Genomic DNA, 25067 nt, shown 5'->3' on the forward strand with positions numbered 1-25067 from the left:
TACGTCGGGCGAAAGTCAACAAGTGTTGGCATATGCTGTGAGGCATGGCAGAGAAGAAGTCGGACCGGACTCGGGCGTCGATCCTCGCGGCGGCCCGGGAGCGGTTCGGTGCGGACGGGTACGAGCGCGCCACGATCCGGGCAATCGCGGCCGACGCGTCGATCGACCCGGCAATGGTGATGCGGTACTACGGCAGCAAGGAGAAGCTGTTCGCGGCGGCAGCGGAGTTCGACGTACGACTGCCGGATCTGCGCGACGTACCGCGCGAGCAGGCCGGAGAAGTGCTCGTGCGCCATCTGATCGAGCGGTGGGAGGAGGACGACACGCTACGGGTGCTGCTGCGTACGGCGGTCACCAACGAGGCCGCGGCCGAGCGGATGCGTCAGGTGTTCGTCGGGCAACTCACGCCCGCGTTCGAGCGCGCCGCGATGGACGAGCCGGCCGTGCGGGCGGGATTGATCGCGACGCAGGCGCTTGGCTTCGCGCTGTGCCGCTACATCCTCGAATTCGAGCCGATCGTCGGCCTGTCCACCGACGACGCGGTCGCGTGGCTCGGCCCGACGATCGCGCGCTACTTGACCTCGCCGGTGCCAAGTGCACCGCCTACGGGACACTTAACCAGGTGTGAACGGCGGGCAACGTCTCCGCCAGCGACGGCAGCTCCGGGTGCCACTTGAGCTCCCACTCCAGTGAGAGCGGGTAGTCGGTCCCGTCGAGCGTCTGCAGCAGCTCCTGGATCGGGAAGTCGCCGGCATCGATCGCCACCGGACGGTAGTCGTGCTGCGAGTCGGCCTGTTTGAACTGCACGACGTCGACCCACGGCTTCAGCAGCGCGAACGATTCGGCCAGGGTCTCGCCGTGCGACCAGGTGTGCGAGCTGTCCCAGATCGCCTTGACGTTGTGGCCGGGGACGTCGGCGTCGAGCAGCGCGCAGAACGCAGCGACCTGGCGGGCGGTCGAGTGCGAGTCGTGCGTCTCCAGGAGGATCGGGACGTCCCGCGGTGCGGTCGTCACGCGATCGAGCGCACGGATCTCGCCCGCACTGGGGGATTCCGCCGTACCGGTGTCATCGGCCGGGTCGTCGCCGGGGAAGACGCGGACTCCGCGCGCGCCGAGGTCTCCGGCCAGCTCGAGATGGGCCTCGAGGGGCTGGTCCTCGACGGCGCAGAGCTTCACGTAACTGCTGACCGCGAAGATCTCCAGCCCGGCATCCTCGATCCGGGTCCGCAGTTCACGCCGCTCGGCCGCGGTCAGGCCGGTGTGAGTGAACTCGTCCGGCGCGGCCCGCAGTTCCAGGCCGGTGAATTTGTTGCCCTGGGCAAGCGCCAGGACCTCGTCGAGTGGAGCTCCGGGACAACCGAGAGTGGCGAAACCTAGACGCATACGACTATCGGCTCAGGCCCAGCGGCCGCGGCGCGGGTGGGTCCGCGGCGGGGTCGGCTCGTCGGGGTCGGTGGACTGCTCCTCGTACGAGTACGGGGGCTGCTGCTGGTACTCGGTCTGCTCAGGCTCGGGCGAGTAGTGCGACCCGTACGACTCGGAGGCGTAGTTCGGGCTGTACGTCTCGTACGACTCGGTGCTCGTGTACTCCGACCCGGTGTTGGTGCTGTAGGCGTCGTACTCGTAGTTGCTCGAGCTGTAGCTGTTGCTGCTGTACTCCGAGCTGTACGGCGAGTAGTCCGAGGTGTACGACGTCGACTCGTAGCTTGTGTATCCCTCGTCGTTGTTCGACGAGTACGTCGGCTCCGGGCCGTACGACGGGACCGGCGGGAGCGGCTTCGACGGCGTCAGGAAGTCGTCGGGCTCCTGGTGGCCCTGGTGGCCCTGGTGGCTCGGTGCGGGGGCCGGCTCGTAGTACCCGGAGGACGCCGACACGTGCGACGACGGCTGCGTGTGCTCGGACTGGCCGTAGACGCTGTGGTCGGAGTACGACGAGTAGCTGGTGTGTTCGGACTCCGCGCCGTACGTGGAGTGGCTCTCGACGGCCGGCTGGATCGCTGACGGGCTGTCGACCGCGACCCGAGCGGCCCGGCGTCCGGCGCGCGCAACTGGCGCGGGCTCAGGCTCGGGTGCGGTCTGCGCCTCCACTGGGGAGGACGTGTAATCGGTCTCGTACGAGTACGGCTCGGAGTAGCGCGCGGCCCACGGCTGCTCGGCCGGCTGCTGCGGCCCAGACCGGGGCGGTGGGGTGGGGAAGGTATCTGGCGCAGCCGGGTAGGCGTACGGGTCGGGCTGGACGACGGTCATCGGCGCGGCCTCGTCGAGCCAGCTGCTCGCCGTACTCGACGTACTCGTCGTGCCGAGCACGTCATCGGAGCTGCGGTAGTCGCTCCAGGACGGCTGCGACTCGTACGTCGTCTCGGCGGCCGGCTTCTCGTCGCGCCAGGACTCGATCGGGCTGAACTGCTCGGTCGCCGGACCGGTGTCGTTGTCCTGCCACCTCTCGACGACCGGAGCGAACGGGCTCCACTTCGGCGACTCCTCGACCACCGGGTCACCCGCGAACGCGGCCGGTGCGGCGGCGCCGTCGCCCGGGAAGCCCTGCGGCGCGGGCTGTACCGGCGCGGTCGGGGCGAAGGGGCTCGATGCGGGAGCCTGCGGAGCGAAGGGACTGTCTGCCGGGGCCTGATGGCCACCGGCCAGCTGCAGCTGCGGCTCGCGGACCAGACCCACTGCCGGCGATGCGGCGATCGGCTCGGAGATCGCGGGCTGCTCGTCGGTGTCGTCGTTCGCGTACGACGGAACCTGGGTCACCTCGTACGACGGGACTGCGCTCAGCTTCGGCGCCTGGTCCCACCACGGCACCCACGCGCGGGTGGTCTGCATGTGGTTGATCTTGCGAATCACCATCGTCGCCGCGACCGCAGAAACAGCGGTCAGCACGAGGGACGCAGTACCGGCGAGGGCGATCCCGCGCAGCGAGCCGACTGTCGCTTCCATCCACATCAGGAACCGGCGCACCACCACGTCGAACGCGAGAGCGCCGATCCAGGCCACCCACCACACCGAGGTGAGGCCGGGAGTCCTGAACCGGCGCAGGTCGTCGGCGTACACAGGGGTCTTCGGATCGCTGGCGAGCCAGACGTCGTCGACGATCTGCTTGGGGTACCAGAGGTTCGGGCCGGGGCAGAACCAGCTCGCCAGCACCCAGCCGTGGCTGCGGCGGTGGTCGGCCTGGCAGAACACCTCGGAGTTGACCCGGGCCCGCCAGAGCCAGATGACGAAGACGACCGCGGCAGCGACCGAGATGATCACGTTCGGGATCGCGGTGACCTTGGCGATGGCGTCGGCGCGGTTCAGGTCCGCGTCGTCGACGTTCGGCATCCCGCCGAGATAGCGGTGGACGACCGAGTAGGTGTTCCAGTCCGACCAGGTGGACAGCAGGTGGGTGACCGTCGACGCACCGAGCAGTCCGATGGCGATCTTCCCGACCGTCCCGACCTGCTGGAACTCTTCAGCCGCGTGCGGCTGCCACTCTTCCTGATCGTCGACAGCAGTCAATAATGCCTGCGGGTGGCTCACGTCTCGCGTCCCTCGCGTCGCTGGAACTCCGTCGTCTGTTCGGCGCTTCGGCCAGGTCTTGCCCCCGCATGACCGAGCCACATTGATACCACGAAGTAGGTACGCCAAGGGAGCCGGCCCCAGCACGGAGGGTGTCGACTTAACGTGTTCTTTTCGTACGCCCATCACCAGTGGTAACGAGGCATTGGACGGGGCGTGACGGTTTGGTTTACCGCGCAGGAGGTTGGAAGCCGTTGTGCGGTGTCCCGACCGCCCACCACGGCACCCATGGACGCATGCTCTGCAGTTCGTCGATCCGCTGGATCAGGAGCACCGCGAGCACGGCCGCGCCGGTGGTGAACAGCGCTGAGACGGAGGACAGTATGACGTTGGTCCGCAGGTCTCCGAGCTGCGACGCGCCGGCCAGTACCCCTCTTTGCACGATGTTCCCGGTGACCAGTCCGATCACCCAGCTGATCCACCAGGCCCAGACCAACTGGGTGCCCGGGATCTCCTTCAGGTTCACGGTGTGCGGATCGGTCCGTGGATCGCTGGCCGCGACGATGTCGTCGACGACCTGCTTGGGGTACCAGAGGTTGACCACCGGGACGAGCCAGCAGCCGAGCACCCAGCCGCGGGTGAAACGGTGCTGGCCGCGGCAGAACATCTCCGCGTTCCACCGGACCCGCCAGAGCCAGACGATGAAGACCGCCGCAGCCGCGAACAGCGCGAGCGCGGAGATGATGCCGAGCGAGCCGGAGATCAGGTCCGCCTCGTCCAGTTTGTCCGGGGCGGCGCCGTACGTCTTGAGCGTGCGGTAGGAGTACCAGTCCGACCATGCGGTCGCCCACGTGGTGACCGTGACCAGTCCGATCAGGATCGACGCGCTGACGCCCATCGGCCGCTCAGAACTGAACCACCGGTCCAGCGGTACCTGTGACGCCGGCATGGATCACACATAGCACAACACCGCGTGACCGGGCGAGAACATCACGTTGTCATCGGTCGGTGGCGTATTTCCGCCAGAAACTGTCGGTGGCCGGCGGCAGGATGGTGGCATGCGCTGGTCCGTGATCGATTCGCCCATCGGCGAGCTGACCCTTGCGGTCGACGACACCGGGCTGTGCCGGCTGCACTTCGGTGCATCAAGCACAGCCGGAGCGGCCGACCGTCCGGTCACGACCGACCCGTTGCTGACCGAGGCCGCCGAGCAGCTGAAGGCGTACTTCGCCGGCGAGCTCCAGGAGTTCACGCTGCCGCTGTCGGTCCGCGGCGGCTCCGACTTCGAGCGCGCGGTCTGGGCCCAGCTGACCCGCATCCCGTACGGCGAGATGCAGACGTACGGCGACGTCGCCAAGATCGTCGGCGATGCCGGCGCGGCCCGCGCTGTCGGCACCGCCTGCAACCGGAACCCGATCGCGATCGTCGTGCCTTGCCACCGGGTCGTCGGCGCCGGCGGCAAGATGGTCGGCTTCGGCGGCGGCATCCCGACCAAGCGTCATCTGCTCGAGCTCGAGGCACGGGTCACGCTCGAGACGCTCTGGACCTGATCGACTTCAGAGCTGACGAAGATCTGACACTCGTTCGGGGTAGATCGGGGCGCAGTGGGAACGCTGGGGCACTAACGTTTGAAGCGAGTGATTCAGTGCTGTTCGTAAACCCACCCCACCACCCGATTCAGGCGCCTCCCACCTGCCTTGGAAGACATACAAATGAACAATGACCGCACCACTGACCACCTCCACCCCGACCTCAGTGCCCTGATGGACAAGAGCGCCGAGGAATGGTCGGCCCCGGAGATCCAGGGCGCTGCTCGCGCGGCGCTGCAGACACATGCTCCGGATCGCGAGCCGATGACTTGGATCAGGCGCTTCAAGGTCGTCCCCTGGCTGCACCGCAACGACGCGGTCTGCCTGAGCTGCGGCGGCACCTACCCGTGCATCACCCATCGGTACGCCACGCAGTTGCTGTCCGCCGGCCGCTACACGATCACGAAGGCCGACGCCGAACCACAGGCGAGCTGACTGTCACAAAGACGAAGGTCCCGCACCCAGCAGGGTGCGGGACCTTCGCCGTTGCGGTGGAGTCAGGAATCGGTGGGCTTGGACTCGCTCGAGCCCGTCGACTTCCTGGTGGTGGTCTTCTTCACGGCGCCGTTCGACGCGGCCTTCACCTCGTCCTTGGCCTCATCTGCCTTGGCGTCCGCCTTGTCATCCGGCTTCGCGGTCTCCGGCTTCGTCTCGGCCTTCGGGGCATCCGGCTTCGCGGCGTCCGGCTTGGCGTCGGTCTGGCCGTTGGACGACGCCGACGTGTCCGCCGGGCGTGCCGTCGTACCGGCCGGGGCGGAGCTGTAGTCGCGACCGCTGGTCGGGGTGGACTGCCAGGCCGGCTCCGGCGGGGTCAGCAGCTTCTTCACCGCTGCCGCGGCGAGTGCGCCGAAACCCAGGAACAGCACGAGGTTGCGGAGCTTGTGGCTCTTCTTCGGTAGGTCGAGCTCGCCCTTCAGCGCGGCCTTGGTGGCCTTGCCGCGACGGGCGGTCTCCTCGACCACGGGCTCGGCGGCGGCTGCGAGGGTGGCCAGTGCGGCGGTCACCTTCGGCAGCAGGTCGTCGTTCAGCCGCTCGCGGGCCTTCTCGGCGGCGTGCTCGGTGGCTGGGCCGACCTTGGCGAGGGCGTCGTCGAGCACCGGGCCGGCCTTCTCGACCGCCTGGTGGGCAAGGGTCGCGCCCCGCTCGACGGCCTTCTCGGCGTACGGCGACACCTTCTCCCGTGCGGTGCCCACAGCGGGTCCGAGGTGGTCCCGGACCTGGCCGACGGCCGGTCCGAGCTTCTCCGACGCCGACTCGGCGAGTGGCCGGACCCGGTCCTTCGCGACCTCGACCCGGCCCTTGGACTTACTCAAACCCACGGTTCCCTCCTCGGTGCGGCCCGCCCCAGCGGACAGCTCTCCCGCCCATCGGCGACATGGGCACTTTCCGGTCACAAATCTGGACAAATCCGGCTGCATCTGCATCGTACGACGTTCCAAGCCATTCCTCCGGTGCCCCCACCCCACCTTTCCCACACATCTCCCACCCACCACCAACCCCTCACCCCTCTAACCGCTCTCCCACCCTGCCCCATCCACCCGGCGCATGGGCGCCTTCACCTCCGCCACGCGCTCCGCCGCCCCTCCGCCCACGAGCTGCGGACCTGCGCCCCCCGACCGGCGCGCGCCTGAGCGCGACCTCGGCTCACCTCGGGGGCGGCTCTTCCTCCTTCCCCGCCCCGAGCGGAGCGAGGGGCGGGTTGTTTCTGGGTTTCTTGGGGTGGCATGACAGGATCGAGGGGTAAGCCGTAATCCGACTAGGAGTGACTCCCGTGGCCGAAGAGCTGTACGCAACCCTGCAGACGAACAAGGGCGACGTCGTCATCAGGTTGTTCCCGAACCACGCGCCGGCGACGGTGAGCAACTTCGTCGGCCTGGCCGACGGCAGCAAGGAATGGACCGACCCGCAGACCGGTCAGCCCACGAACAAGCCGTTCTACGACGGCCTCACGTTCCACCGCGTGATCGACGGGTTCATGATCCAGGGCGGCTGCCCGCTCGGCACCGGCACCGGCACACCCGGGTACCAGTTCGACGACGAGATCCACCCGGAGCTCCAGTTCGACCGTCCGTACCTGCTCGCGATGGCCAACGCCGGCATCCAGTACGGCCACGGCACCAACGGCTCGCAGTTCTTCGTGACCGTCGTGCCGACCCCGCACCTGAACCGCAAGCACACGATCTTCGGTGAGGTCGCCGACGACGAGTCGAAGAAGGTCGTCGACGCGATCGCCACCGCCGACACCGCGCCCGGCGACCGGCCGCTCGAGCCGATCGTCATCAACAAGGTCGTCATCGAGCGCAAGAACGCCTGACTGATTCTCCGCGGGGCCGGCACGCCACCGGCCCCGTCTCCGAAGCTCCAACGAAGGACGCACCCGCGTGACCGACACCGTCTGCTACCGGCACCCGGATCGGCCCGCCGGGGTGCGCTGCCAGCGCTGCGACCGGCCGATCTGTCCGTCCTGCATGAACAGCGCCGCCGTCGGCTTCCAGTGCCCGAGCTGTTTCAACGAGGGAGTCCGCTCGGTCCCGCGGACCAGGACCTCACTCGGCGGCATCCAGCGCGCCAACCAGAGCGTTGTCACCTACACGATCCTGGCGCTGAACGTGCTCGTCTTCATCGCCGTACACGTCGGTAGCCCGCAGATCCTGCAGGACCTGGTGATGGTGCCGGTGCTGGCCGAGAGCGAGCCGTGGCGGCTGCTGACGTCGGCGTTCACCCACGTGCAGATCTTCCACATCTTCTCGAACCTGTTCATGCTCTGGCAGCTCGGTCCGCCGCTCGAGCACATGCTGGGCCGGCTCCGCTTCATCATGCTCTATCTGCTGTCCGCGCTGGGCGGCAGCGTCGCGGTGTGGATCCTCGCGGCCCCCGGCTCGGCAACCCTCGGCGCATCGGGCGCGGTCCTCGGCCTGGTCGGCGCGCTCCTCGTGATCAGCCGCGCCCGCGGGCTCGATATCACCTGGATCATCATGTACGTGGCGATCACGGCCGTCCTGTCCTTCGCCATCCCCAACGTCTCGTGGGAAGGCCACCTGGGCGGCTTCGTCGTCGGCGCGGCGCTGGCGTGGATCTTCCTGCAACTGTCCAACCACAAACGCCGCGACAAACAGGCCGCCTGACAAGCAGCCCGCGTCCGGCCGCAAAACTGGTTGCACGTTAAACGGACTAGGCCACAACTTCTGTTCGGTTGGGTTAAAGGGGATGACAGGCAGGGGGCAGTGCTCGTCTAATCAGGTGACGTCCCGACGGGGGACCGAAACTGGTTAGGACAGCTGATGAGCCCACGTGCGGTGGACAAGCGGGCGCGGCCCGGTAATGAGCGGCATCCGTTCGCGCGGCCGGCGGAGTCGCCGAGCTGGATCAATTCGCTCGAGCATGAGCCGGGCCGGAAAACCCCGGAACGACGCGCGAACGAGACGGTCACCGCAACCCGGTCCCGCTGACCGAGGCTCGACTTCGCGCCGCTGATCCTCGGGACGACGGCCTAACCCCTCAAGAGCAGGGCGCTGTCTCCGAACTCGTGCCAGAGGTAGTGCTCCTGTACGGCGGCGTCGTACGCGCGCTGTACCAGCTCAGGGCCGACAACGGACTCCAGCAGGAGCAGATGCGATGCCTCAGGCGCATGCCAACCGGTGATGAGCCCATCGACAACCTGCGGCGGACGGTCGGGGCTCAGAACCAGGTCGGTCCACCCGTGCGACGTGTTGACCGACGTATCCGCGGCCGACTCGATCGCTCTGACAGCCGTGGTGCCCACAGCGATCACTCGTCCGCCGTTCGCCTTGACCCAGTTGACCAAGCGGGCCGTGTGCGCGGGTACGTCGTACCGCTCGGGCTGTGGTGGTTCGTGGCTCTCCAGCGAGGAGACGCCGCAGTGCAAGAGGATCGGTGCGATCAGTACGCCCTGCGACGCCAGCTGGCTCACCAGTTCGAAGCTGAACGGCCTTGCTGCGCTTGGCATCTCTGCACTGCCCGGCTCGCGCGCGAAGACAGTCTGGTACGCCGCCAACGGCCAGCGCTTGCCGATGTAGTTGTAAGTGATCGGACGCCCGTGCCGCTGCAGATAGCCGAGTACGTCGGAAACCGGCGGCCTCGCGATCCACAGGCGATTGCTCTCCGACTGGTACGGCGCCAGCAGCGTCAACACGCCCTCCGGCAACTCCACCTGCTGACCAGCTGTAGCGTCGAAATTCGGCGAGCCACCGTCGCGCAGTTCGACCACCCAGGTGCCGTCGTCGAGTGCGGTGGAGAAATGCACGGTGACCGACGTACCGTCGACCGCCGCGGGCAGGGTGCCGGACGTGTTGACCAGCAACAGGTCTCCGGGCCGGAGATGCTCGCCGATCCGGTCGAAGCGGGTGTGCGTGACGGTCGACCCCTCCGCGACCAGCAGCCTCACCTGATCCCGCCGCAGGCCGCGCGCCTCCGGTGGTTCGCCGGCGTTCAGCGCGTCCGGGAGGACGAACCTGGTGTGCGGGTGCACTTTCACGACGCCACCGCCGGCGCGAACTCGGCCGCTCGGTACCGTCCACTCGCCGGGCGGCTGTCCAGCAACTTCAGGAAGGCGGGTACTACGGTCGCCGGCTCCGGCCGGTCCGAGATGTCCTCGCCAGGGAACGCTGCCTGGTGCATCGCAGTCCGCAGGTCGCCCGGATCGACGGCGTAGACAGCCAGCGTGGGCTGCTCGGCCGCAAGTACTCGCGTGGCGTGGTCGAGCGCGGCTTTGGCCGAGCCGTAGCCGCCCCAGGTCTCGTAGGCCTCCACTGCGGCGTCGGAGCTGATGTTGATCAGTACGCCGGACGCTGCGGTGAGTGCGGGCAGCAGTGCCTGCGTCAGCGCGATCGGTGCGAGTACGTCGACCTCGTAGACGCGACGCAGTTCGTCAAGGTCGGCATCGGCAATTGCTTGTAGCGGACTGGGGCCGAGATAGCTGGCGTTGTTCACAAGGAGGTCGAGGCGGCCGAGCTGGTTCACCACATCGACCAGGTCGAGGCGGTGCTCGGGGTCGGCCACGTCGCCGGCGAGCGGGACCACGTCGGTGCGGTTGGCGAGGGCATCGGCCGCGTCCTTCAGCGGACCGGCGCCGCGAGCGTCGATCACCAGCGTCCAGCCACGGTCGGCCAGTCCGTGGGCCAGCGCGAGCCCGAGTCCTGCGGACGCACCGGTGATCAGCGCGACAGGACGGTTCGAGGTATCAGGAGTCATGCCGACACCGTCATACCTCAAGCAAACTTGAAGTCAAGGGAGTCAGATCAGGATGCCCGGGTTGAGGACTCCGTCCGGGTCGAGGGTGTGCTTGACGGCCTGCAGGGCTTCGACCGCGAGCGACCCGATCTCCGCGTGGTACGCCGTCCGGTGGTCGGTGCCGACGCCGTGGTGGTGGGAGATCGTGCCGCCGGCGTCGGCGATCGCGTGGTTGGCGGCGTACTTCGCGGTGAGCCATTGCTCGACGGGATCGTCGGACTGGGCGCAGATGACGGTGAAGTAGAGCGAGGCGCCGGTCTCGTAGACGTGGGAGACGTGGCAGAGAACCAGCGGCGGGGTCGCGCTCAGTGCGTTGACGAGAGCTTCGGTGACCGCAGTCTTGAGGGCGGGGATGCGGGACCAGAAAGCAGCCGTCTCGAGAGTCTCTACAAATGCGCCTTCGTCGAGGAGCGGGTCGCGGAGGTACGGCGCACGGTAGCGGCCGGTGCGCCAGGTTTCACCGGGACCTTCGCCGAGGTTCTCGCCGCCGGCTGCCGTGAGGACGTACGCGGTCGCCTGGTTGTACGGACCGTCGAAGCCGATGATCGCGAGGACACCGCCGGAGCCGCCCCCGAGGACGTCCGGGTCGGCGAGATTCACCGCGGTTTCTATCTCGTCCGACAAGCGGAGGACTGTCGGCAGCGGCCCGTCCTGCGCGAGCCGCCGTACTGCGGTGAGGCCGGCGTCGAAGCTCTCGAACCGCCAGCCTTCGAAGTGGCGCTCGGTCGGCCGGGGGCGGATGCGTACGACGACCGAGGTGATGATGCCGAACGCACCCTCGGAGCCGAGGACCAGCTGGCGCAGATCCGGCCCGGCTGCCGACATCGGTGCTCGGCCGAGCTCGATCGTGTCGCGGGGTGTTGCGAGGGTGAGGCCGACGACCATCTGGTCGAACCGCCCGTAGCCGGCCGAGGACTGACCGCTGGAGCGTGCTGCTGCGTAGCCGCCGATCGAGGCGCCTTCGTAGGACTGGGGGAAGTGGCCGAGCGTATAGCCGCGCTCGGCCAGTAGATGCTCGGCCGCCGGGCCGCGTACGCCGGCTTGCAGGGTGGCGGTCCGGGAGATCTCATCCAGCTCGACCAGCTGATCCAGCCGACGCAGGTCGACGGTGATGAACCGGCCCGTCGGAGCGAGACCCCCGACGACGGAGGTCCCGCCGGAGTACGGCACCACTGCCAGGTCGTGCTCCGCACAACCTGCGAGCAGCGCGACCACCTCTTCGTGCGAGGCGGGATAGACGACCGCATCCGGCATGTCCGAGGCGTCGCCTGCGCGGAACCGCAGCAGGTCTGTCGTGGAATACCCCCGCGTGTGGGCCCAGCGAGAGTCCAAGTCGGACGCCACATGGTCAGACCCCACGACCGAGGCAAGGAAGGCCAGCTGCGCCCCGGTGAGCTCAGGCCGATCCGCCGCCCCGGCGGGAGCGCTCGCACCCGGCGCCTCTGCACCCGGCGCCTCCGCCGCAGGAGCCCCACCGCCTATCCCCGCAGGCGCACTCGCGCCGCCCGGACGCTGGATGCCGAGGTGTTTGAGGGCATCGAGCGCCGCGGCGGGGAGTTCGACCATCTGGGCGGGGTCACCCCACCGGCCGGGCGTGAGTTCTGCCACCGGGAGGTCAGATTCGGTCATGGGTGGCTCCCTTTCGGCGGTCCTGCGAGGTAGCGTCCAGGGGAGGTGGAACCCCCTGGCTCCCACCTCCCCTGGACAGTTCCGGGATGCCGAAGTCGCTGATACACTTTGGCATGTGATGTCTCAGCGTAGCAGCGAATCGGATCAAGAGACCAGCAGCCGGCCCACGCCCGCGAATGCGATCGGCGAGGAGCGGATCCTGGATGCGGCGTACGAACTGCTGCTGGCGATCGGGATGCGGCGGATGACGATGGCCGACATCGCCCGGCACGCGGAGGTCTCCCGCGCGACGCTCTACCGGCGCTGGCCCAACGTGCAGGCCGTGGTCGCGGCGCTGATGACCCGCGAGTGGACCATCGCGCTCGTCTCGGCGTTCCAGCCCGATGCAGCCGACGGCCGCGCGCGGCTGGTCGAGGGTGTCGTCGAGGTGGTGGCCAAGACCCGCGTCCACCCGTTGATGCGCAAGATCATCGAGCTCGACCCCGAGTTCCTCACGCCGTACCTGCTGGAGCGGCGCGGCAGCAGCACGGTGGCGCACCTCGCGCTGGTCGAGGAGGGCCTCCGCCAGGGTCAGGCCGACGGCTCGATCCGCGACGGCAACCCGGTGTGGCTGGCCCGGCAGATCATTCTGGTCTCGCTCGCGTCCGCGGTGTCCGGGCCGGTGATGGCCGAGAAGGACGAGTACACCAAGCTCGACGAGGAGCTGCGGGTGATGCTCACGAGGTACTTGGCCCCGTGATGACCGTGGGCAACGCGAGTCTGAATGCGGCCCGCCGGTCACGCGAGCTCGACTCGCTGACGAGTGTGGATGTGCTCGTCGTCGGCGGCGGGGTCACCGGCGCCGGCGTGGCGCTCGACGCGGCCGCCCGCGGACTCACTGTTGCCCTGGTGGAGAAGCACGACCTGGCCTTCGGCACCAGCCGGTGGAGCTCCAAGCTGGTGCACGGCGGCCTGCGCTACCTCGTGTCAGGCCATGTCGGGATCGCCTATGAGAGCGCGGTCGAGCGCGGCATCCTGATGAAGACGACCGCGCCGCACCTGGTCCACCCGATCCCGCAGATCGCGCCATGGTTGCCGCAGGCAAAGTTCGCGCAGGCCGCCATGCTGCGCTCGGCGTTCCTCGGCGGCGACGTCCTGCGCACGTTCGCGCGCACCAGCGACGACTACCTGCCGCACTCGCGGCGGGTCAGCTCCGCCGAGCTCCTGCGGTATGCACCGACGCTCAGACCCGAGGGGATGCGCGGCGGATTCCTGACCTGGGACGGCCAGCTGTACGACGACGCGCGGCTGGTGGTCGCGATCGCGCGCACCGCAGCGCAGTACGGCGCTCGCATCCTGACCAGGGTCGCCGCCACCGAGGTCACCGGGCGCGGCGCCGTCCTGGTCGACCAGCTGACCGGCGACCGGCTGACCGTGGATGCCCGGATGGTGATCAACGCGGCCGGGATCTGGGCGGATCAGGTTGCCTCCGGCATCAAACTCCGGCCGAGCCGCGGGACCCACCTCGTCCTGCCGCAATCGGTCTTCGGCGGCCTGTCCGCCGTGCTGACCATCCCGGTCCCGGGCGAGCTCCGCCGCGTGGTGATGGCGATCCCCGCACCCGACGACAGGGTGTACGTCGGCCTCACCGACGAGGACGCGCCCGGCCCGGTGAACGACGTACCGCAGGCGACCGACGCCGAGATCGACTTCCTGCTCAACACGATCAGCTCCGCGGTGCAGCAGCCGGTGACGCGCGCGGACCTCCTCGGCACGTACGCCGGACTGCGCCCGCTGCTCGACACAGGCCACCACAGGGGCGAGGACAAGACCGCGGACATCTCCCGCCGGCACGCGGTGATCACCAGCCCGGACGGCGTGGTGACGATCGTCGGCGGGAAGCTGACGACGTACCGCCGGATGGCGCAGGACGCGCTCGACAAGGCGATCGAGCAGTCGTCCCTCGACGTACGACGGCCGTGTGAAACGCACCGGATCCCGCTGGTCGGGGCTGCCGACCGGGTGCGGCTGGCCGCGGTCAAGGCGCCGGCGCGGTTCGTGCAGCGGTACGGCGTCGAGGCGCCGCAGGTGATCGCCGGTCCGCCGGAGTTCCAGCAGCCGATCGCGCCGGGGCTGCGGACGACGTACGCCGAGCTGCGGTTCGCCGTCCGGCACGAGGGAGCGCTGACCGAGGACGACGTCCTCGACCGCCGAACGCGGATCGGTTTGTCGGCTGCCGATCGCGAGCTCGCGTTGCCCGCAGTCCGGGAGACTTTCGCCGCGGTGTGAGTCGGGCGTGGGGTTAACTTGGCTGCGGGGAGGTGGAAGGGTGACTCAGCCTTATCCAGGGCCGTACCAAGGACCAGGTCCGTACCAGCAACGGCCGTATCCGCCGCTGCCGTATCCGGCGCCGATCGTGCCGCGGTACCGGCCGTTGCGGAAGGTCGCGATCGTCAGCATCGTGCTGATGGGGCTGACCTCGCTCGCGGCGGTGATCCAGTCCGTGCTGCTCTGGCGTTCGTACGACGAGGTCAAGCGCCTCGTGTACGGGCTGCTCTCCGAGGAGGAGATCGACCGCGGCGTCGAGTCGATCTCCGGCACCGGCCCGCTTCTGAACCTGGTCAGCTACCTGCTGATGGGGACCGGGATCGCCTTCCTGATCTGGCTGTGGCAGGCCCGCGAGAACACCGACTTCCTGTACTCACCCTTCGCGCCGCGCCCGGCCTTCCCCGCCGACCCGGTGCGCGGTCCGCACCGGCGCGCGAGCGGTTGGGTCGTCGGTGCCTGGTTCTGCCCGATCGTGCAGTTCTGGTACCCGTTCCAGATCGTGCAGGACATCACCAAGGCCAGCGAGCCGCCTGAAGCGCCGCGGTCCGGCCGGGCGCGCACGCTCCTGTACAGCTGGTGGGCGACCTGGACCGCGTTCTGGGTGATCCTCGTCGGCGGCGGCGCGGTCGCGGTGATCGGGTTCATCGTCTGGTTCATCCGGCTGGTCCAGGTATCGGAGAGCAGCGACGCGGGCAGCCCGTACGTCGACATCTACGACATGCAGGACTTCATGGTCCGCGTCGCGCTGGGCGTCGACATCGGCTTCACGGTCGCGACCGTCCTGCTGATCGTCGCCGCTGTCGCCGCGTCGTTCCTGATGCTCCAGGTCACCGACTGGCAGCACACCCGCGCCACCCCTCCACCGATCCAGGACCAGCCGCGGCCGTTCGGGCCTCCGCAGTACGCCCCGCGGTACCACCGCCCCGGCCCGAACTTCCCGACCTACGGACCCTGAAGCAGGACGACGCTCGCATCGTCGTACCGCTTGCCGCTTGACGTGGACGCGCTGTCGTACTGCCGCACGCGGTCGATCAACTGCCGCGGACCTTCGCTCGTGAGTACGTCGAACAACTCGTCCCACGAGTGCCCGTACCGCTCGGTGTAGCGCGAGGCGCCGTCCGTCAGGAGCGCGATCGCCTCGACGGCCGCGCGATCCGTCGTACCGCTGATCGCCTCGTACGCCGCCTTGGGCTCGGTGCTCGCGACCCAGAAACCGCCGGGCTGATTGCGTAAGCGCCGTACCGTCTCGAGAGTCCGATCCGGGAGGAGGTCGACGCGATCGTCGCTGTGGACGGTGATCCGGCCTTCAGGCGAACGCATGACGATGGGCGAGTCGGCCAGGACGAGATGCTCGACGTGGTCCGAGTCGAAACGGACCATCGCGACGGTGGACGACGGGCTGTCGGGGTTGCTGACGTCGCAGGTATCCGCGTGGGAGCCGCGGACCGCGGTGATCGCGTCGGCGAGCAGGTCGGCCAGCGGGGCCGACGAGTGGGTCAGGAGCGGGGTCGCGAGCTCGGTTGCCAGCCGCATGACCAGCCAGGCCACCGTGTGCCGGCAACCGGAATCCACGAAGACCCGGGGAGCGCTGGCGCCGTCGAGGACGAGCGCGAAGTCGGGTCCGGTCAGGACCAGGTCCTCGTTGACCGCGGGTGGTCGCCGATCCGGCGCGCCCTCACTGATCGAGCGGATCTCCACCTACCTATTGTCCCTATTGTCCAGATGCCCAACTGTCGGCGAGGGACTGGTCGAGAGCGATCTTCGGCGACCACCCGAGCTGCTCGCCGATGAGCGTGGTGTCGGCCTGCTGCCACGGTGCGCCGAGCGCGGTCTCCTGGTCGGCGTCGTCCACGATCGTCGCCGGCTGACCGCTCAGCTCGAAGAGCTGTCCGGCGACGTCGCGGGCCAACGTCGCCCGCCCGGTGCCGACGTTCAGCACCGGCGGCAGCGTGGCGTCGGCGAGGGCGACCGCGAGTACGGCCTCGGCCACGTCCCGTACGTCGACGAAGTCGCGCCACACGTCGAGCGACCCGACCTCGATCAGGTGCCGCGAGCGGAGGTCCTCGATCACCCGGCCGGTGAGAGTGCTTTCCGGCGCTCCCGGCCCGATCACGTCGAAGATCCGCAGTACGACGGCATCCGCGCCGCCGCGCTGGGCCCGCTGGACCAGCTCCGAGCCGGCCAGCTTGGTCAGCCCGTACGGACCGAGCGGACGAGGCGCGGCCTGCTCGTCGAGGCTCGTGCCGTGCGGCGCACCGCCGTACTCCGCCGCGGAGCCGAGCTGGACGAACCGGGCGTGCCCGGCGTTGTCCCGGACCGAGGCGAGCAGCGCCTCGACGGCGATGACGTTCGCCCGGACCAGCTCGGCCGGCTCACCCAGCGTGGCGCCGACCGCGTTGATGATCACGGTCGGCTTGTACATCCCGATCTGGGTGTCCAGCGCGTACGGATGCATCGCAGCCAGGTCGCAGCGCCGGTACGGCTCGCTCCGGGTCCGGCTCAGACCGCGGTACTCCACCCCGCGGTCGTCGAGCAGCGCGCAGATCCTGGCACCGAGGAAGCCCCCGGCGCCGAACACCATCACCCGCTCTGTTCCGGTCACCCCTCCATCGTGCGGTCCGTATTTGTCGGTGGCCCTACCGTTCTCCGTCGTCAGCATCACAGTGTCGGCACGGCGTGACAGGCTGAAGGCCCGAATACGTGAGGGAGAGACATGGCTGACCGACGTCGAGGTGTGCCGACCGAGTCGACGATCCGGGACTGGGACGACGCGGACCCGTCCGGGCAGACCTACCGGCGGGTGTTGTTCGTCGACTCCGACCTGACCGAGGTGGACAACCACGGTGGGGTGTTCGAGGAGTGCACGTTCCGCGGGGTCCGGTTCAACGCGTCGACGCATACCGACGCCGCGTTCGTGAACTGCACGTTCGTCCGGTGCTCGCTGTTCGACACGACGTTCACCCGCTGCAAGATGGTCGGCAGCTTCTTCGACGACTGCACCTACAACCTGCTGAAGGTGAACGGCGGGGACTGGTCGTTCACCGCGCTCCCGGGCGCCGACCTGAAGGGGACGGAGTTCAGCGGGGCGAAGTTCCGCGAGGCGGAGCTGACCGGGATCCGGGCGGCGAAGGCGTCGCTGCGAGACCTCGACCTGTCCGGAGCCAGCCTTCAGCGGGCCGATCTCACCGGCGCCGACCTGCGCGGATCCGACCTGTCGACGCTCGATCCACTGACCGTCACCCTGCGGGACGCCCGGATCGACATGACCCAGGCGATGGTCGTCGCCGCCTCCCTCGGCCTGGACGTCCGGCCGTGATCCGGGGCGGTGGGCATCGGCGCTGTGGATATCCCCAGGTAATCACGCGGTCATCCCCTGTTTTATCCACAACCTGTGGATAACTATCCGGATAACTGTGTGTTCGTTCTGTGATATCTGACCGGTGCGCCCGGCCGGTTCGCCGGGACGAGGGTCCCGCGCCGATGGCGGGCCGACCGCCGCGATCGCCGGACGACGAGGAGCGCGGCGTGCTCGACGACGTACGGCGGGGTGACAACCAGGTAGCGGCTCCGGGTCAGGCTCTGCAGACCGGCTGCGAGGCTGACTCCGCAGACGGCGCCGATCGAGTTCGCGATCAGGTCGTGCAGTTGGCACGAACGGCCCAACTGTGGGATCAGCGCCTGGACCGCCTCGACCGCGGCCGACATCCCGACCCCGGCGGCGATGCCGTCGCCCGGACGGCCGCTGGCCAGGGTGAGCATGCCGGCGGCCGGGACGAACAGCAGGATGTTCAGCAGGCCCTGGAGCGAGGTCAGCCCGCCGGTCGTGGTCAGGTGCGTGCCGCACTCGCCGATCTGGCTGAGGCGGTGCGGGGTCGGGCTGAGTGTCGCCGCGATGATCAGCGCGAACGCGGCCGGCATGCAGAACGCGGCCAGCCGGGGGATCAGGTCGCCCGGACGGCGGAGCGCGGAAATGGCGATCGGCAGGGTCATGCCGGTGAGCACGAGCCAGGTGTCCAACAAGTGCGGGATACCGCGATAAGTCTCGAGCACGCGTCCGGACCCTCCCGTGGTCGACGGCTGCCTCGAACCTTCTCCTCGTCGATGTCGTTGCCTGACTCGACAATCTGCCGACCGATCGCACCGCCGCCAGAGGTGTCCGGACATCTGCACGCAGCCGCAAACTCTCCGTGACAGTCCGTGCACAAATTGACACGGAAGAAAGATGCTTAGGGCAACGATCATGTGCCTGCCCGGGCTGGGTACCAGGAGTTCGCACCCGACTCGGAAGGAGCCGCCGTGGCCGATCCACAGCTTCGCGCGATGACCTGGAACATCTGGTGGCGGTTCGGTCCACGCTGGCGGGAACGGCAACCCGGGATCCTCGCGACGATAGAGCGGTTCGATCCCGACGTGATCGCGCTGCAGGAGGTCTGGGCCGCCGATGGGACGACGCAGGCGCACGAGTTCGCCGCGGCGCTCGGGTTCCACGCGGTGTTCGCGGCACCGTCGTACCCGCGGACGCCTGAGCGGATCCTGACGCCGGATCACGACGGCGTGGAGCTCGGCGTCGCGCTGTTGAGCCGGTGGCCGATCGTCGAGCACGACGCGATCCCGATGCCGGCGCGTCACCGGTCCTGGGATCCCGTCGTACTGCGGACCCGGGTGGCTCATCCGGCCGGGCCGCTGCCGATCGCGGTGGCGTGCCTCGAGCATGCGACCACCTTCAGCGACGACAGGCTGGCGCAGGCGGCACTGCTGGCCGACCTGGGGACGGATCCGTCCACCGACGGGCCGTGCCCATCGCTGGTGATGGGCGATCTGAACGCGGCCGCCGACAGCGCAGTACTGCGTCCGCTCCGCGACGTCCTGATCGACGCCTGGGTGGCCGGCGGAGGTACGCCGGAGGCTGTGACGCTGCCGTCGACCCATCCGTCGGCGCCGCTCGAAGCCGGTCCGGAACTGGTCGACCAGCGGATCGACCACATCTGGTACCGGCCGGGTCACGAGGATCAGCTCGTCAACGTCGAGTCGGCTGTCCTCGCGGGCGACGCCGTGGACGGAATCTTCCCCTCCGATCACCGGGCCGTCGTGTGCGATTTCCGTTGGCGGCACCGCTCCGCCTGAGCGCGGGATCAACCGATCGGTGGAGGGCGATCAGGCCGGCTGGGCGATGTGGGGTGCGGGGCCGTCACGGGAGAGTCGGGGTATCGAGAGCGACCCCGAAACGGAGACCGAAGATGACCACCCCGGTGAACGTCGAACACCCGCGGAGCGCGGCCGCGTTGCGGAGCGTGCAACTGCTGGTGGCCGGCTACCTCGCAATCAGCGTGCTGACCCTGATCGCGATCATTGCCCTGCGCAACCACACGTCGATGGTGAACGACGCGGTCTGGACCCGCGGCACGATCGTCGTCGGCAGCGCGCTCCTGACCTTCCTGTTCGCCCGCAGCGCGGCGCGCGGCTCGCGGCGCGGATACCTCCGGCTGCGGATCGTGTCGGCGGTGATGCTGGTCGCGATCGTCGTGATCATCTCGCTGCCGGGCGTCTTCCCGCTGTGGATGAAGGGCGAGCAGGCGGTCTGCGGACTGCTGCTGCTCGGCGTCGCCCTGCTGGTGAACGGCAAGCACCTCCGCTCGGTGTTCACTAGCTGACATGACGGAGCAGGTCTGGCCGCGGCGGCTGACGGTGGTGCCGTACGTGTTGCTCGCGTGCATCGCCGCCGTCACCGTGCTGATCAAGCGCGAACAGCCCGGGTCGCTGACCGTCGACCTGGTGCTGTGCGCGCTGATCGCGCTGTGGACCCTCGGGATGTTCACCCTCCGCCCGGCGCGACGGAGCGAGACCCGTCCGATGGCGATCTTCATCGCCGGCTTCGTCGTGCTCCTCGCCGTGCTCGTGGTCCGCGATCCGTGGTTCGGGTTCCTCACCCCGGCCGGGTACTTCTACACCTTCATCCTGCTGTCGTGGCCCGGCGAGCTGATCGGGATCGGGGCCGTCGCGGTCATCGCGGGGTGGGCACAGTCGTACGACCTCCCCAAGACCGACGTGCTCGGCCTGCTCGGCTGCGGCGCCGTCATCGGGGTGAACGTGGCAGGGATGTGTCTGGCCGCGTGGCTCGGTCGGCGCGGCGACGTACTCAGCCAACAGCGGCAGGACGCGGTCGACGCGCTGACCGAGACCAATCGCCGGCTCGAGGCCACCCTCGCCGAGAACGCCGACCTGCACGAGCAGCTCCTGACCCAGGCCCGCGAGGCCGGCGTCACCGACGAGCGCCAGCGGATGGCCCGCGAGATCCACGACACCCTCGCGCAGGGCCTGACCGGGATCGTCGCCCAACTCCAGGCCGCCGAGCACGCCGACGACTGGCGGCGGCACGTGTCGACCGCGGTCGGCCTGGCCCGCGAGAGCCTGACCGAGGCGCGGCGCTCGGTACACGCGCTGCGTCCACAGCCGCTGCAGTCGGCGACGCTGAGCGAGGCGATCGCGGACGTCGTACGGCGGTGGTCGGCGCTGCACGGCATCGACGTACAGCTGACCACGACCGGCACGCCACGGGTGATGACACCGGAGGCGGAGTCGACTCTGCTTCGTGCGACCCAGGAGGCGCTCGTGAACGTCGCGAAGTACGCGCAGGCGACCCGGGTGGGTGTGACGCTGTCGTACATGGAGAAGGAGGTCGCGCTCGACGTCCGCGACGACGGCGCCGGGTTCGATCCGTCCCGCAGTACTCCGTCCGTGGCCGGCGGGTTCGGGCTCGTCGCGATGCGCCAGCGGGTCGAGGCCCTGAACGGGACGCTGTCGGTCGAGTCGGAGCCGGGCCTCGGTACGGCGATCTCCGCGACCGTGCCGCTGCCAGGAGCGTCGGCATGATCCGGCTCCTGATCGCGGACGACCACCCGGTCGTACGGGACGGACTGGCCGCTATGTTCGCGGCCGAGCCCGGGTTCGAGGTGGTCGGCCAGGCGGGCGACGGCGCGGAGGCGATCCAACTGGCCGAGACGTTGCGGCCGGACGTCATCCTGATGGATCTGCAGATGCCCGGGGTGAACGGGCTGGCCGCCATCAGCGGCCTCACCGAGCGCGGCGTGACGGCCCGGGTGCTCGTGCTCACGACGTACGACACCGACGGGTACGTCGTACCCGCGATCGAGGCAGGCGCTACAGGCTACCTGCTCAAGGACGCACCGCGGGACGAGCTGCTCCGCGCGGTCCGCGCCGCCGCGGACGGGACGTCCGTGCTCGCGCCGTCGGTGGCGAACACCTTGATGAACCACGTCCGCACGCCGCCCACGCCGGACATCGTCAGTCCTCGCGAACTCGAGGTCATCGAGTTGGTCGCCGCCGGCAACACCAACCGCGAGATCGCCGCCCACCTGTTCATCAGCGAGGCGACCGTCAAGACGCACTTGCTCAACATCTACGCCAAACTCGGCGTACCGGACCGCGCCTCCGCTGTCGCCGAGGCGTTCAGACGGGGCCTACTCAGCGCAGCGGGCTAGGGCCGGTGGCGGCTGACCGCGGTGGCGGTGGGGTCTTCGCCGGCGGCGTGCAGGCCGTCGATCACTCCGTCGATGTCGGCGTCCGGCCGGTTCTGGCTGAGTTTGAACTTCGCCTCGATCCGGTGGATCGCGACCTCGACGCCGACGATCGCGCGCAGTTGCCCCTGCACGTACTTCTCCGGTGCGTCGTCGACCGACCACGGTTCGGCCCGACCGTGCTCGTGCAGGTCGGACAACCGTCGTACGACGTCTTCGACCCAGGCCGCGTCGTCGTGCACGGTCAGCTCGCCGTAGACGTGGGCGGTGACGTAGTTCCAGGTCGGTACGACGCGACCGTGCTCCTGCTTGGACGCGTACCACGCCGGTGACACGTACGCGTTCGGGCCGCGCATGATCACCAGCGCGTCGCCGATCGCCTCGCGCTGCCAGTGATCGTTGTTACGGGCAACGTGTCCGAGCAGTAGGTTGCGTGGGCGGTCGTAGATGAACGGCAGCATGGTCGCCACCAGCCCGTCGGTCGTCATCGTGATCAGATCGGCGGCGCCGTGGTTGGCCAGCAGTTCCTGTACTGCGTCGTCGTCAGGGGCAAAGTGCTTGGGAACATACACGGCACAAGTCTCCTCACCGCCCCGGTTGAACGGCAGGTCCAATCCGACCAGCCTTTCACCAGGCCACGTCAGATGACGATCTCCTCGATCCAGTCGGCGGGCGCCTGCTGGTGTAGACGCCAGTAGTGGTTGGCGATCTCGTCGGGCTCCCACCCGGTGCCCGGTCCGACGCCGCCGCTCACGGTGACGCTTGCCGCGTGGACGCCGGCCGCGCCGTACTGCTGGTGCAGGAGCGTGATGAGGGCGCGGACACCGGCCTTGCCGAGCGACAGGCTCACGTAGTCGGGCTTCGGCTGCGGCATCCCGCCGGTGATCAGGAACGACCCGCTACCACGCTCGGCCATCGCAGGGGCGAGATGCGCGGCGGTGGTGATCGCGCCGACCACGTTCACCGCCCAGGCATCACGGTGCTGCTGCGCGGTCAGGTCGCCGATCCGGTCGGACTGGATGAGGGCCGCGTTGTAGACGACGACCTCCGGTACGCCGTACGCCTCGACGATCCGATCGAGAGCGGACCGCAGGCCGGCCTCATCCGTCACGTCGGCGGTCAGCGGCAGTACGTCCGCGCCGGCGAGGTTCTCCGCGGCGGCCTTCACCGTCGACTCCGAGCGCGCGATCAGTCCGGCGCTCATCCCCTCCCGCACGAATCGCTTGGCCACCGCGAGACCGATCCCGGGCCCGACCCCCACCACCACAACTCCAGCCATAGTCCCGAGGGTAAAGCTGACGCGTCACCGACGTGGTGCAGGGGTCGGGGTCAGCTCGTAGGGATCCAGACGCGCATCGGGTGCAATCCTCGGTTGGCCCAGGTGTAGTAGGGGATGAGCGTCAGGTCGGCTGATGTGCTGTGGGCGGGTGCCGTCTTGGCGTGCAGAGTGGTGATACCGCCAAGCAGGTCGGTGCGAGCGGTGGTGACTGCTGCTGCGGGGTCGAGGCGGAGGTCCTCCAGCACCACGCCAGGCTGCTGGTCCGACTGCTCCAGCGCGTAGACCAGCGGACCGCGGGCAACGGCAACACAGCCGCGGGTCGAGTCGACTCGGTCGTCGGAGGTCAGTAGTCGCGGCGCCAGAGGCAACTGCAGTACTACCTCGTCCCCTGGTTCGAAGACGCGACGTAAGCGGGCGTAGTCGCCTGCCGCGACCGGCTTGTCGTCGACAGTCGCATCGGACGCCCACTCGGGGATGCGCAGCGCCAACTCAACTTCAGCGGTCGGTGCTTCCTTGACAGTCACCGTGACGCGCCCGTCCCACGGGTACTCCGTTTCGACTTCCACAGCAAGCGATCCGGCGCGGAGCGTACTCGCGGCGTACTGCTGGATCTGTAGGCCGTCCGCAGTACCAGTGGCAAGGTACGACGGCAGGCTGGCCAGGGTGCGCATCACGTTGGGCGGACAGCATGCACAGTTGAACCACGGGCGTCGTCCGTACGCCGGTGAGCGCTGCACGTCACCACGCGCGCCGGTCCGTCGGTGCAGCGTGTTCACGTAGAAGTAGTCCGCGTCCTCGAGCGACACCGCCGGCAGGATCGCGTTGTACAGCAGGAGTTCGATCTGGTCGGCGTACGACGGGTCGCCGGTTGCCAACAGCAATCGCCAGGCCCACTGCAGTACGCCGATCGCGGCGCACGTCTCGGCGTACGCACGGTCCGGTGGGAGCTCGTAGTCGTCGCCGAACGCTTCACCGTCCCACCGCGACCCGACGGCTCCGGTCACGTGCTGCTTGCGCCGGCGCATGTTGTCGTACTGCCGGCGTACTGCGTCCAGCAGCTCCACATCGTTGGTCTCGATCGCTACGTCGGTTGCACCGGTAGCGAAGTACACCGCGCGTACGGCGTGGCCCTCGAGTGTCTCGGCGTCGCGGACGGGGACGCGGTCGGAGTAGTGCGCCGGGTCGCCGTAGTGGGAGGGATCGAAGCCTGGCTTTGTTGCCTTGCCGTGGCCGCGGGCGTCGACGAAGTACTTTGCCAGGTCCAGGTAGCGGCCGTTGCCGGTCTCGCGGTAGAGCTCGACCAGTGCAGACTCGATGACCGGATGGCCTTCGAGTTCGGTGCGTCCCGATGGTCCGAAAGTGTCAGCGAGATGGTCGGCGAACCTAGTGGCTACCTTCAGGAGCGCGGTGTCGCCGGTGACTCTCGTTGCAGCGACGGCTGCCTGGAAGAGGTGGCCGGCGCAGTAGAGCTCGTGGCTGTTCCAGAGGTGGCTGTAGGGCTCCTCGCCGCGGACCTGGATGGCGGAGTTGAGGTAGCCGTCGGCACGCTGTGCCGCGGTGATCGTACGGGTCAGCTCGGCCAGCTGGTCCGGTAGCGAACCGTCCCAGGCCACGGCCTCCAGCCACTTGTAGACATCGGAGTCGCGGAAGCTGGCGCCCAGTGCGTCGCCGCTCGCCTCGCCTGCCGCGATCCGCAGGTTGCCGAGGTTCCCGGCGGCCTCGAGCCGTTCGCGGCCGAGCGGGATCGCGGCGCGGTTGGCGGCCATCCGGCCGGCCCAGAACCCGCCCGTCACCTGTGCCTCGGACACCGGGCGCAACGTCACTGCCGCGGCCGCGGTCGGTACCGCAGGGGATGGCTGCATGCCGGGACGCTAACCGCAGCCCGAGCGCCAACACCAGGTGCTAATGGGGATTAGCTGCTAATACCCAGCTAATCAATGCGACCTCTTGACACCTGCTCGAAACGCTCGCGAAACT

27 protein-coding genes are annotated in these 25067 nt (G+C 68.8%); 14 read left to right on the top strand and 13 right to left on the bottom strand.

Features of this window, described 5'->3' with window-relative positions; genetic code table 11:
• Positions 1–44 precede the first annotated feature (44 nt).
• Positions 45–677: a TetR family transcriptional regulator gene (locus tag AB0J62_RS36005; protein WP_363881234.1), complete on the top strand. Its 633-nt coding sequence runs from the start codon at positions 45–47 to the stop codon at positions 675–677.
• On the opposite strand, the gene AB0J62_RS36010 is transcribed toward AB0J62_RS36005, so the two are convergent.
• The 3 genes from AB0J62_RS36010 to AB0J62_RS36020 all read right to left on the bottom strand — a co-directional run bounded on the left by AB0J62_RS36010 (position 604) and on the right by AB0J62_RS36020 (position 4450).
• The gene (locus AB0J62_RS36010; protein ID WP_363881236.1) at positions 604–1383 is read right to left on the bottom strand and encodes a TIM barrel protein; all 780 of its coding nucleotides are present in this window, start codon (positions 1381–1383) and stop codon (positions 604–606) included. The two genes, AB0J62_RS36005 and AB0J62_RS36010, sit on opposite strands and share 74 nt — an antisense overlap.
• Positions 1384–1395: 12 nt before the next feature.
• Complete coding sequence (locus AB0J62_RS36015; RefSeq protein WP_363881238.1) at positions 1396–3522, bottom strand: DUF4328 domain-containing protein; 2127 nt, start codon at positions 3520–3522, stop codon at positions 1396–1398.
• A 208-nt stretch (positions 3523–3730) separates the two neighbouring features.
• Positions 3731–4450, bottom strand: coding sequence for a DUF4328 domain-containing protein (locus AB0J62_RS36020; RefSeq protein WP_363881240.1), 720 nt, complete (start codon positions 4448–4450; stop codon positions 3731–3733).
• A gap of 109 nt (positions 4451–4559) precedes the next feature.
• On the opposite strand from AB0J62_RS36020, the gene AB0J62_RS36025 reads away from it, so the two are divergent.
• A complete protein-coding gene (locus tag AB0J62_RS36025) occupies positions 4560–5051 on the top strand; it encodes a methylated-DNA--[protein]-cysteine S-methyltransferase (RefSeq protein WP_363881245.1) in 492 nt (163 codons plus the stop codon).
• Positions 5052–5213: 162 nt separating this feature from the next.
• The gene (locus AB0J62_RS36030) at positions 5214–5525 is read left to right on the top strand and encodes a hypothetical protein (protein WP_363881247.1); all 312 of its coding nucleotides are present in this window, start codon (positions 5214–5216) and stop codon (positions 5523–5525) included.
• Between the two features lie 62 nt (positions 5526–5587).
• Here AB0J62_RS36030 and AB0J62_RS36035 read toward each other — a convergent pair whose 3' ends face one another.
• A complete protein-coding gene (locus tag AB0J62_RS36035) occupies positions 5588–6409 on the bottom strand; it encodes a hypothetical protein (RefSeq protein WP_363881249.1) in 822 nt (273 codons plus the stop codon).
• A 464-nt stretch (positions 6410–6873) separates the two neighbouring features.
• Here AB0J62_RS36035 and AB0J62_RS36040 point away from each other — a divergent pair, with 464 nt between their 5' ends.
• From AB0J62_RS36040 to AB0J62_RS36050, 3 genes are all read left to right on the top strand, one after another.
• A complete protein-coding gene (locus AB0J62_RS36040; protein ID WP_238160218.1) occupies positions 6874–7404 on the top strand; it encodes a peptidylprolyl isomerase in 531 nt (176 codons plus the stop codon).
• A 67-nt stretch (positions 7405–7471) separates the two neighbouring features.
• Complete coding sequence (locus AB0J62_RS36045; protein ID WP_363881251.1) at positions 7472–8215, top strand: rhomboid family intramembrane serine protease; 744 nt, start codon at positions 7472–7474, stop codon at positions 8213–8215.
• Between the two features lie 156 nt (positions 8216–8371).
• Complete coding sequence (locus tag AB0J62_RS36050) at positions 8372–8539, top strand: hypothetical protein (protein WP_363881253.1); 168 nt, start codon at positions 8372–8374, stop codon at positions 8537–8539.
• 41 nt (positions 8540–8580) lie between these two features.
• Here the strand turns inward: AB0J62_RS36050 and AB0J62_RS36055 are convergent, their stop codons facing one another.
• Genes AB0J62_RS36055 through AB0J62_RS36065 form a run of 3 tightly spaced genes read right to left on the bottom strand, consistent with a single transcriptional unit; the run spans position 8581 to position 11969 of the window.
• Positions 8581–9585: an S-adenosylmethionine:tRNA ribosyltransferase-isomerase gene (locus AB0J62_RS36055; protein ID WP_363881255.1), complete on the bottom strand. Its 1005-nt coding sequence runs from the start codon at positions 9583–9585 to the stop codon at positions 8581–8583.
• Positions 9582–10301, bottom strand: a complete 720-nt coding sequence (locus tag AB0J62_RS36060; RefSeq protein ID WP_363881257.1) for an SDR family oxidoreductase — start codon at positions 10299–10301, stop codon at positions 9582–9584. The genes AB0J62_RS36055 and AB0J62_RS36060 overlap by 4 nt, the downstream gene beginning before the upstream one ends.
• Before the next feature lie 42 nt (positions 10302–10343).
• Positions 10344–11969, bottom strand: coding sequence for an FAD-binding oxidoreductase (locus AB0J62_RS36065; RefSeq protein WP_363881258.1), 1626 nt, complete (start codon positions 11967–11969; stop codon positions 10344–10346).
• 118 nt (positions 11970–12087) lie between these two features.
• Between AB0J62_RS36065 and AB0J62_RS36070 the strand changes: the two genes are divergently transcribed.
• From AB0J62_RS36070 to AB0J62_RS36080, 3 genes are read left to right on the top strand one after another with little or no spacing between them, the layout of a single operon-like run.
• Entirely contained in the window at positions 12088–12708 is a 621-nt protein-coding gene (locus tag AB0J62_RS36070; RefSeq protein ID WP_363881260.1) for a helix-turn-helix domain-containing protein, read from the top strand.
• Positions 12708–14237 (top strand): glycerol-3-phosphate dehydrogenase/oxidase, encoded by a 1530-nt coding sequence (locus tag AB0J62_RS36075; RefSeq protein WP_363881262.1) that lies wholly within the window; start codon positions 12708–12710, stop codon positions 14235–14237. The genes AB0J62_RS36070 and AB0J62_RS36075 overlap by 1 nt, the downstream gene beginning before the upstream one ends.
• Positions 14238–14277: 40 nt before the next feature.
• Positions 14278–15231, top strand: coding sequence for a DUF4328 domain-containing protein (locus AB0J62_RS36080; RefSeq protein ID WP_363881264.1), 954 nt, complete (start codon positions 14278–14280; stop codon positions 15229–15231).
• On the opposite strand, the gene AB0J62_RS36085 is transcribed toward AB0J62_RS36080, so the two are convergent.
• Together AB0J62_RS36085 and AB0J62_RS36090 are read right to left on the bottom strand one after the other, a co-directional pair.
• Positions 15219–15974, bottom strand: coding sequence for a protein phosphatase 2C domain-containing protein (locus tag AB0J62_RS36085; RefSeq protein ID WP_363881266.1), 756 nt, complete (start codon positions 15972–15974; stop codon positions 15219–15221). The genes AB0J62_RS36080 and AB0J62_RS36085 overlap by 13 nt on opposite strands.
• A gap of 13 nt (positions 15975–15987) precedes the next feature.
• Positions 15988–16878 carry an NAD-dependent epimerase/dehydratase family protein gene (locus AB0J62_RS36090; RefSeq protein WP_363881268.1) on the bottom strand — a complete coding sequence of 297 codons (891 nt, stop codon included), beginning with the start codon at positions 16876–16878 and terminating at the stop codon, positions 15988–15990.
• A gap of 111 nt (positions 16879–16989) precedes the next feature.
• On the opposite strand from AB0J62_RS36090, the gene AB0J62_RS36095 reads away from it, so the two are divergent.
• Entirely contained in the window at positions 16990–17592 is a 603-nt protein-coding gene (locus AB0J62_RS36095; RefSeq protein WP_363881270.1) for a pentapeptide repeat-containing protein, read from the top strand.
• An 83-nt stretch (positions 17593–17675) separates the two neighbouring features.
• Here the strand turns inward: AB0J62_RS36095 and AB0J62_RS36100 are convergent, their stop codons facing one another.
• Complete coding sequence (locus AB0J62_RS36100) at positions 17676–18326, bottom strand: VanZ family protein (protein WP_363881273.1); 651 nt, start codon at positions 18324–18326, stop codon at positions 17676–17678.
• A gap of 246 nt (positions 18327–18572) precedes the next feature.
• Here AB0J62_RS36100 and AB0J62_RS36105 point away from each other — a divergent pair, with 246 nt between their 5' ends.
• The 4 genes from AB0J62_RS36105 to AB0J62_RS36120 all read left to right on the top strand — a co-directional run bounded on the left by AB0J62_RS36105 (position 18573) and on the right by AB0J62_RS36120 (position 21775).
• Complete coding sequence (locus tag AB0J62_RS36105) at positions 18573–19400, top strand: endonuclease/exonuclease/phosphatase family protein (protein WP_363881275.1); 828 nt, start codon at positions 18573–18575, stop codon at positions 19398–19400.
• Positions 19401–19513: 113 nt separating this feature from the next.
• Positions 19514–19927, top strand: a complete 414-nt coding sequence (locus tag AB0J62_RS36110; RefSeq protein ID WP_363881277.1) for a hypothetical protein — start codon at positions 19514–19516, stop codon at positions 19925–19927.
• Position 19928: 1 nt separating this feature from the next.
• A complete protein-coding gene (locus AB0J62_RS36115) occupies positions 19929–21146 on the top strand; it encodes a sensor histidine kinase (protein ID WP_363881279.1) in 1218 nt (405 codons plus the stop codon).
• Positions 21143–21775 carry a response regulator transcription factor gene (locus AB0J62_RS36120; RefSeq protein WP_363881281.1) on the top strand — a complete coding sequence of 211 codons (633 nt, stop codon included), beginning with the start codon at positions 21143–21145 and terminating at the stop codon, positions 21773–21775. Before AB0J62_RS36115 ends, AB0J62_RS36120 begins: the two co-directional genes overlap by 4 nt.
• Here AB0J62_RS36120 and AB0J62_RS36125 read toward each other — a convergent pair.
• The 3 genes from AB0J62_RS36125 to AB0J62_RS36135 form a co-directional block, all read right to left on the bottom strand.
• Positions 21772–22383, bottom strand: coding sequence for an FMN-binding negative transcriptional regulator (locus AB0J62_RS36125; RefSeq protein WP_363881283.1), 612 nt, complete (start codon positions 22381–22383; stop codon positions 21772–21774). The two genes, AB0J62_RS36120 and AB0J62_RS36125, sit on opposite strands and share 4 nt — an antisense overlap.
• A gap of 68 nt (positions 22384–22451) precedes the next feature.
• A complete protein-coding gene (locus tag AB0J62_RS36130) occupies positions 22452–23090 on the bottom strand; it encodes an SDR family NAD(P)-dependent oxidoreductase (protein ID WP_363881285.1) in 639 nt (212 codons plus the stop codon).
• Between the two features lie 50 nt (positions 23091–23140).
• Complete coding sequence (locus AB0J62_RS36135; RefSeq protein ID WP_363881287.1) at positions 23141–24952, bottom strand: beta-L-arabinofuranosidase domain-containing protein; 1812 nt, start codon at positions 24950–24952, stop codon at positions 23141–23143.
• Positions 24953–25067 lie beyond the last annotated feature (115 nt).

Origin of the sequence: Kribbella sp. NPDC049584, from assembly GCF_040675555.1 — a bacterium.
Classification (GTDB): Bacteria; Actinomycetota; Actinomycetes; order Propionibacteriales; family Kribbellaceae; genus Kribbella.

What these genes read in the sequence shown, in the direction of transcription:
- AB0J62_RS36005 (WP_363881234.1), top strand. Translation starts at nt 45, where the DNA reads ATGGCAGAGAAGAAGTCGGACCGGACTCGGGCGTCGATCCTCGCGGCG.
- AB0J62_RS36010 (WP_363881236.1), bottom strand. Translation starts at nt 1,383, where the DNA reads ATGCGTCTAGGTTTCGCCACTCTCGGTTGTCCCGGAGCTCCACTCGAC.
- AB0J62_RS36020 (WP_363881240.1), bottom strand. Translation starts at nt 4,450, where the DNA reads ATGCCGGCGTCACAGGTACCGCTGGACCGGTGGTTCAGTTCTGAGCGG.
- AB0J62_RS36025 (WP_363881245.1), top strand. Translation starts at nt 4,560, where the DNA reads ATGCGCTGGTCCGTGATCGATTCGCCCATCGGCGAGCTGACCCTTGCG.
- AB0J62_RS36030 (WP_363881247.1), top strand. Translation starts at nt 5,214, where the DNA reads ATGAACAATGACCGCACCACTGACCACCTCCACCCCGACCTCAGTGCC.
- AB0J62_RS36050 (WP_363881253.1), top strand. Translation starts at nt 8,372, where the DNA reads ATGAGCCCACGTGCGGTGGACAAGCGGGCGCGGCCCGGTAATGAGCGG.
- AB0J62_RS36060 (WP_363881257.1), bottom strand. Translation starts at nt 10,301, where the DNA reads ATGACTCCTGATACCTCGAACCGTCCTGTCGCGCTGATCACCGGTGCG.
- AB0J62_RS36065 (WP_363881258.1), bottom strand. Translation starts at nt 11,969, where the DNA reads ATGACCGAATCTGACCTCCCGGTGGCAGAACTCACGCCCGGCCGGTGG.
- AB0J62_RS36070 (WP_363881260.1), top strand. Translation starts at nt 12,088, where the DNA reads ATGTCTCAGCGTAGCAGCGAATCGGATCAAGAGACCAGCAGCCGGCCC.
- AB0J62_RS36075 (WP_363881262.1), top strand. Translation starts at nt 12,708, where the DNA reads ATGACCGTGGGCAACGCGAGTCTGAATGCGGCCCGCCGGTCACGCGAG.
- AB0J62_RS36095 (WP_363881270.1), top strand. Translation starts at nt 16,990, where the DNA reads ATGGCTGACCGACGTCGAGGTGTGCCGACCGAGTCGACGATCCGGGAC.
- AB0J62_RS36110 (WP_363881277.1), top strand. Translation starts at nt 19,514, where the DNA reads ATGACCACCCCGGTGAACGTCGAACACCCGCGGAGCGCGGCCGCGTTG.
- AB0J62_RS36115 (WP_363881279.1), top strand. Translation starts at nt 19,929, where the DNA reads ATGACGGAGCAGGTCTGGCCGCGGCGGCTGACGGTGGTGCCGTACGTG.
- AB0J62_RS36120 (WP_363881281.1), top strand. Translation starts at nt 21,143, where the DNA reads ATGATCCGGCTCCTGATCGCGGACGACCACCCGGTCGTACGGGACGGA.
- AB0J62_RS36130 (WP_363881285.1), bottom strand. Translation starts at nt 23,090, where the DNA reads ATGGCTGGAGTTGTGGTGGTGGGGGTCGGGCCCGGGATCGGTCTCGCG.
- AB0J62_RS36135 (WP_363881287.1), bottom strand. Translation starts at nt 24,952, where the DNA reads ATGCAGCCATCCCCTGCGGTACCGACCGCGGCCGCGGCAGTGACGTTG.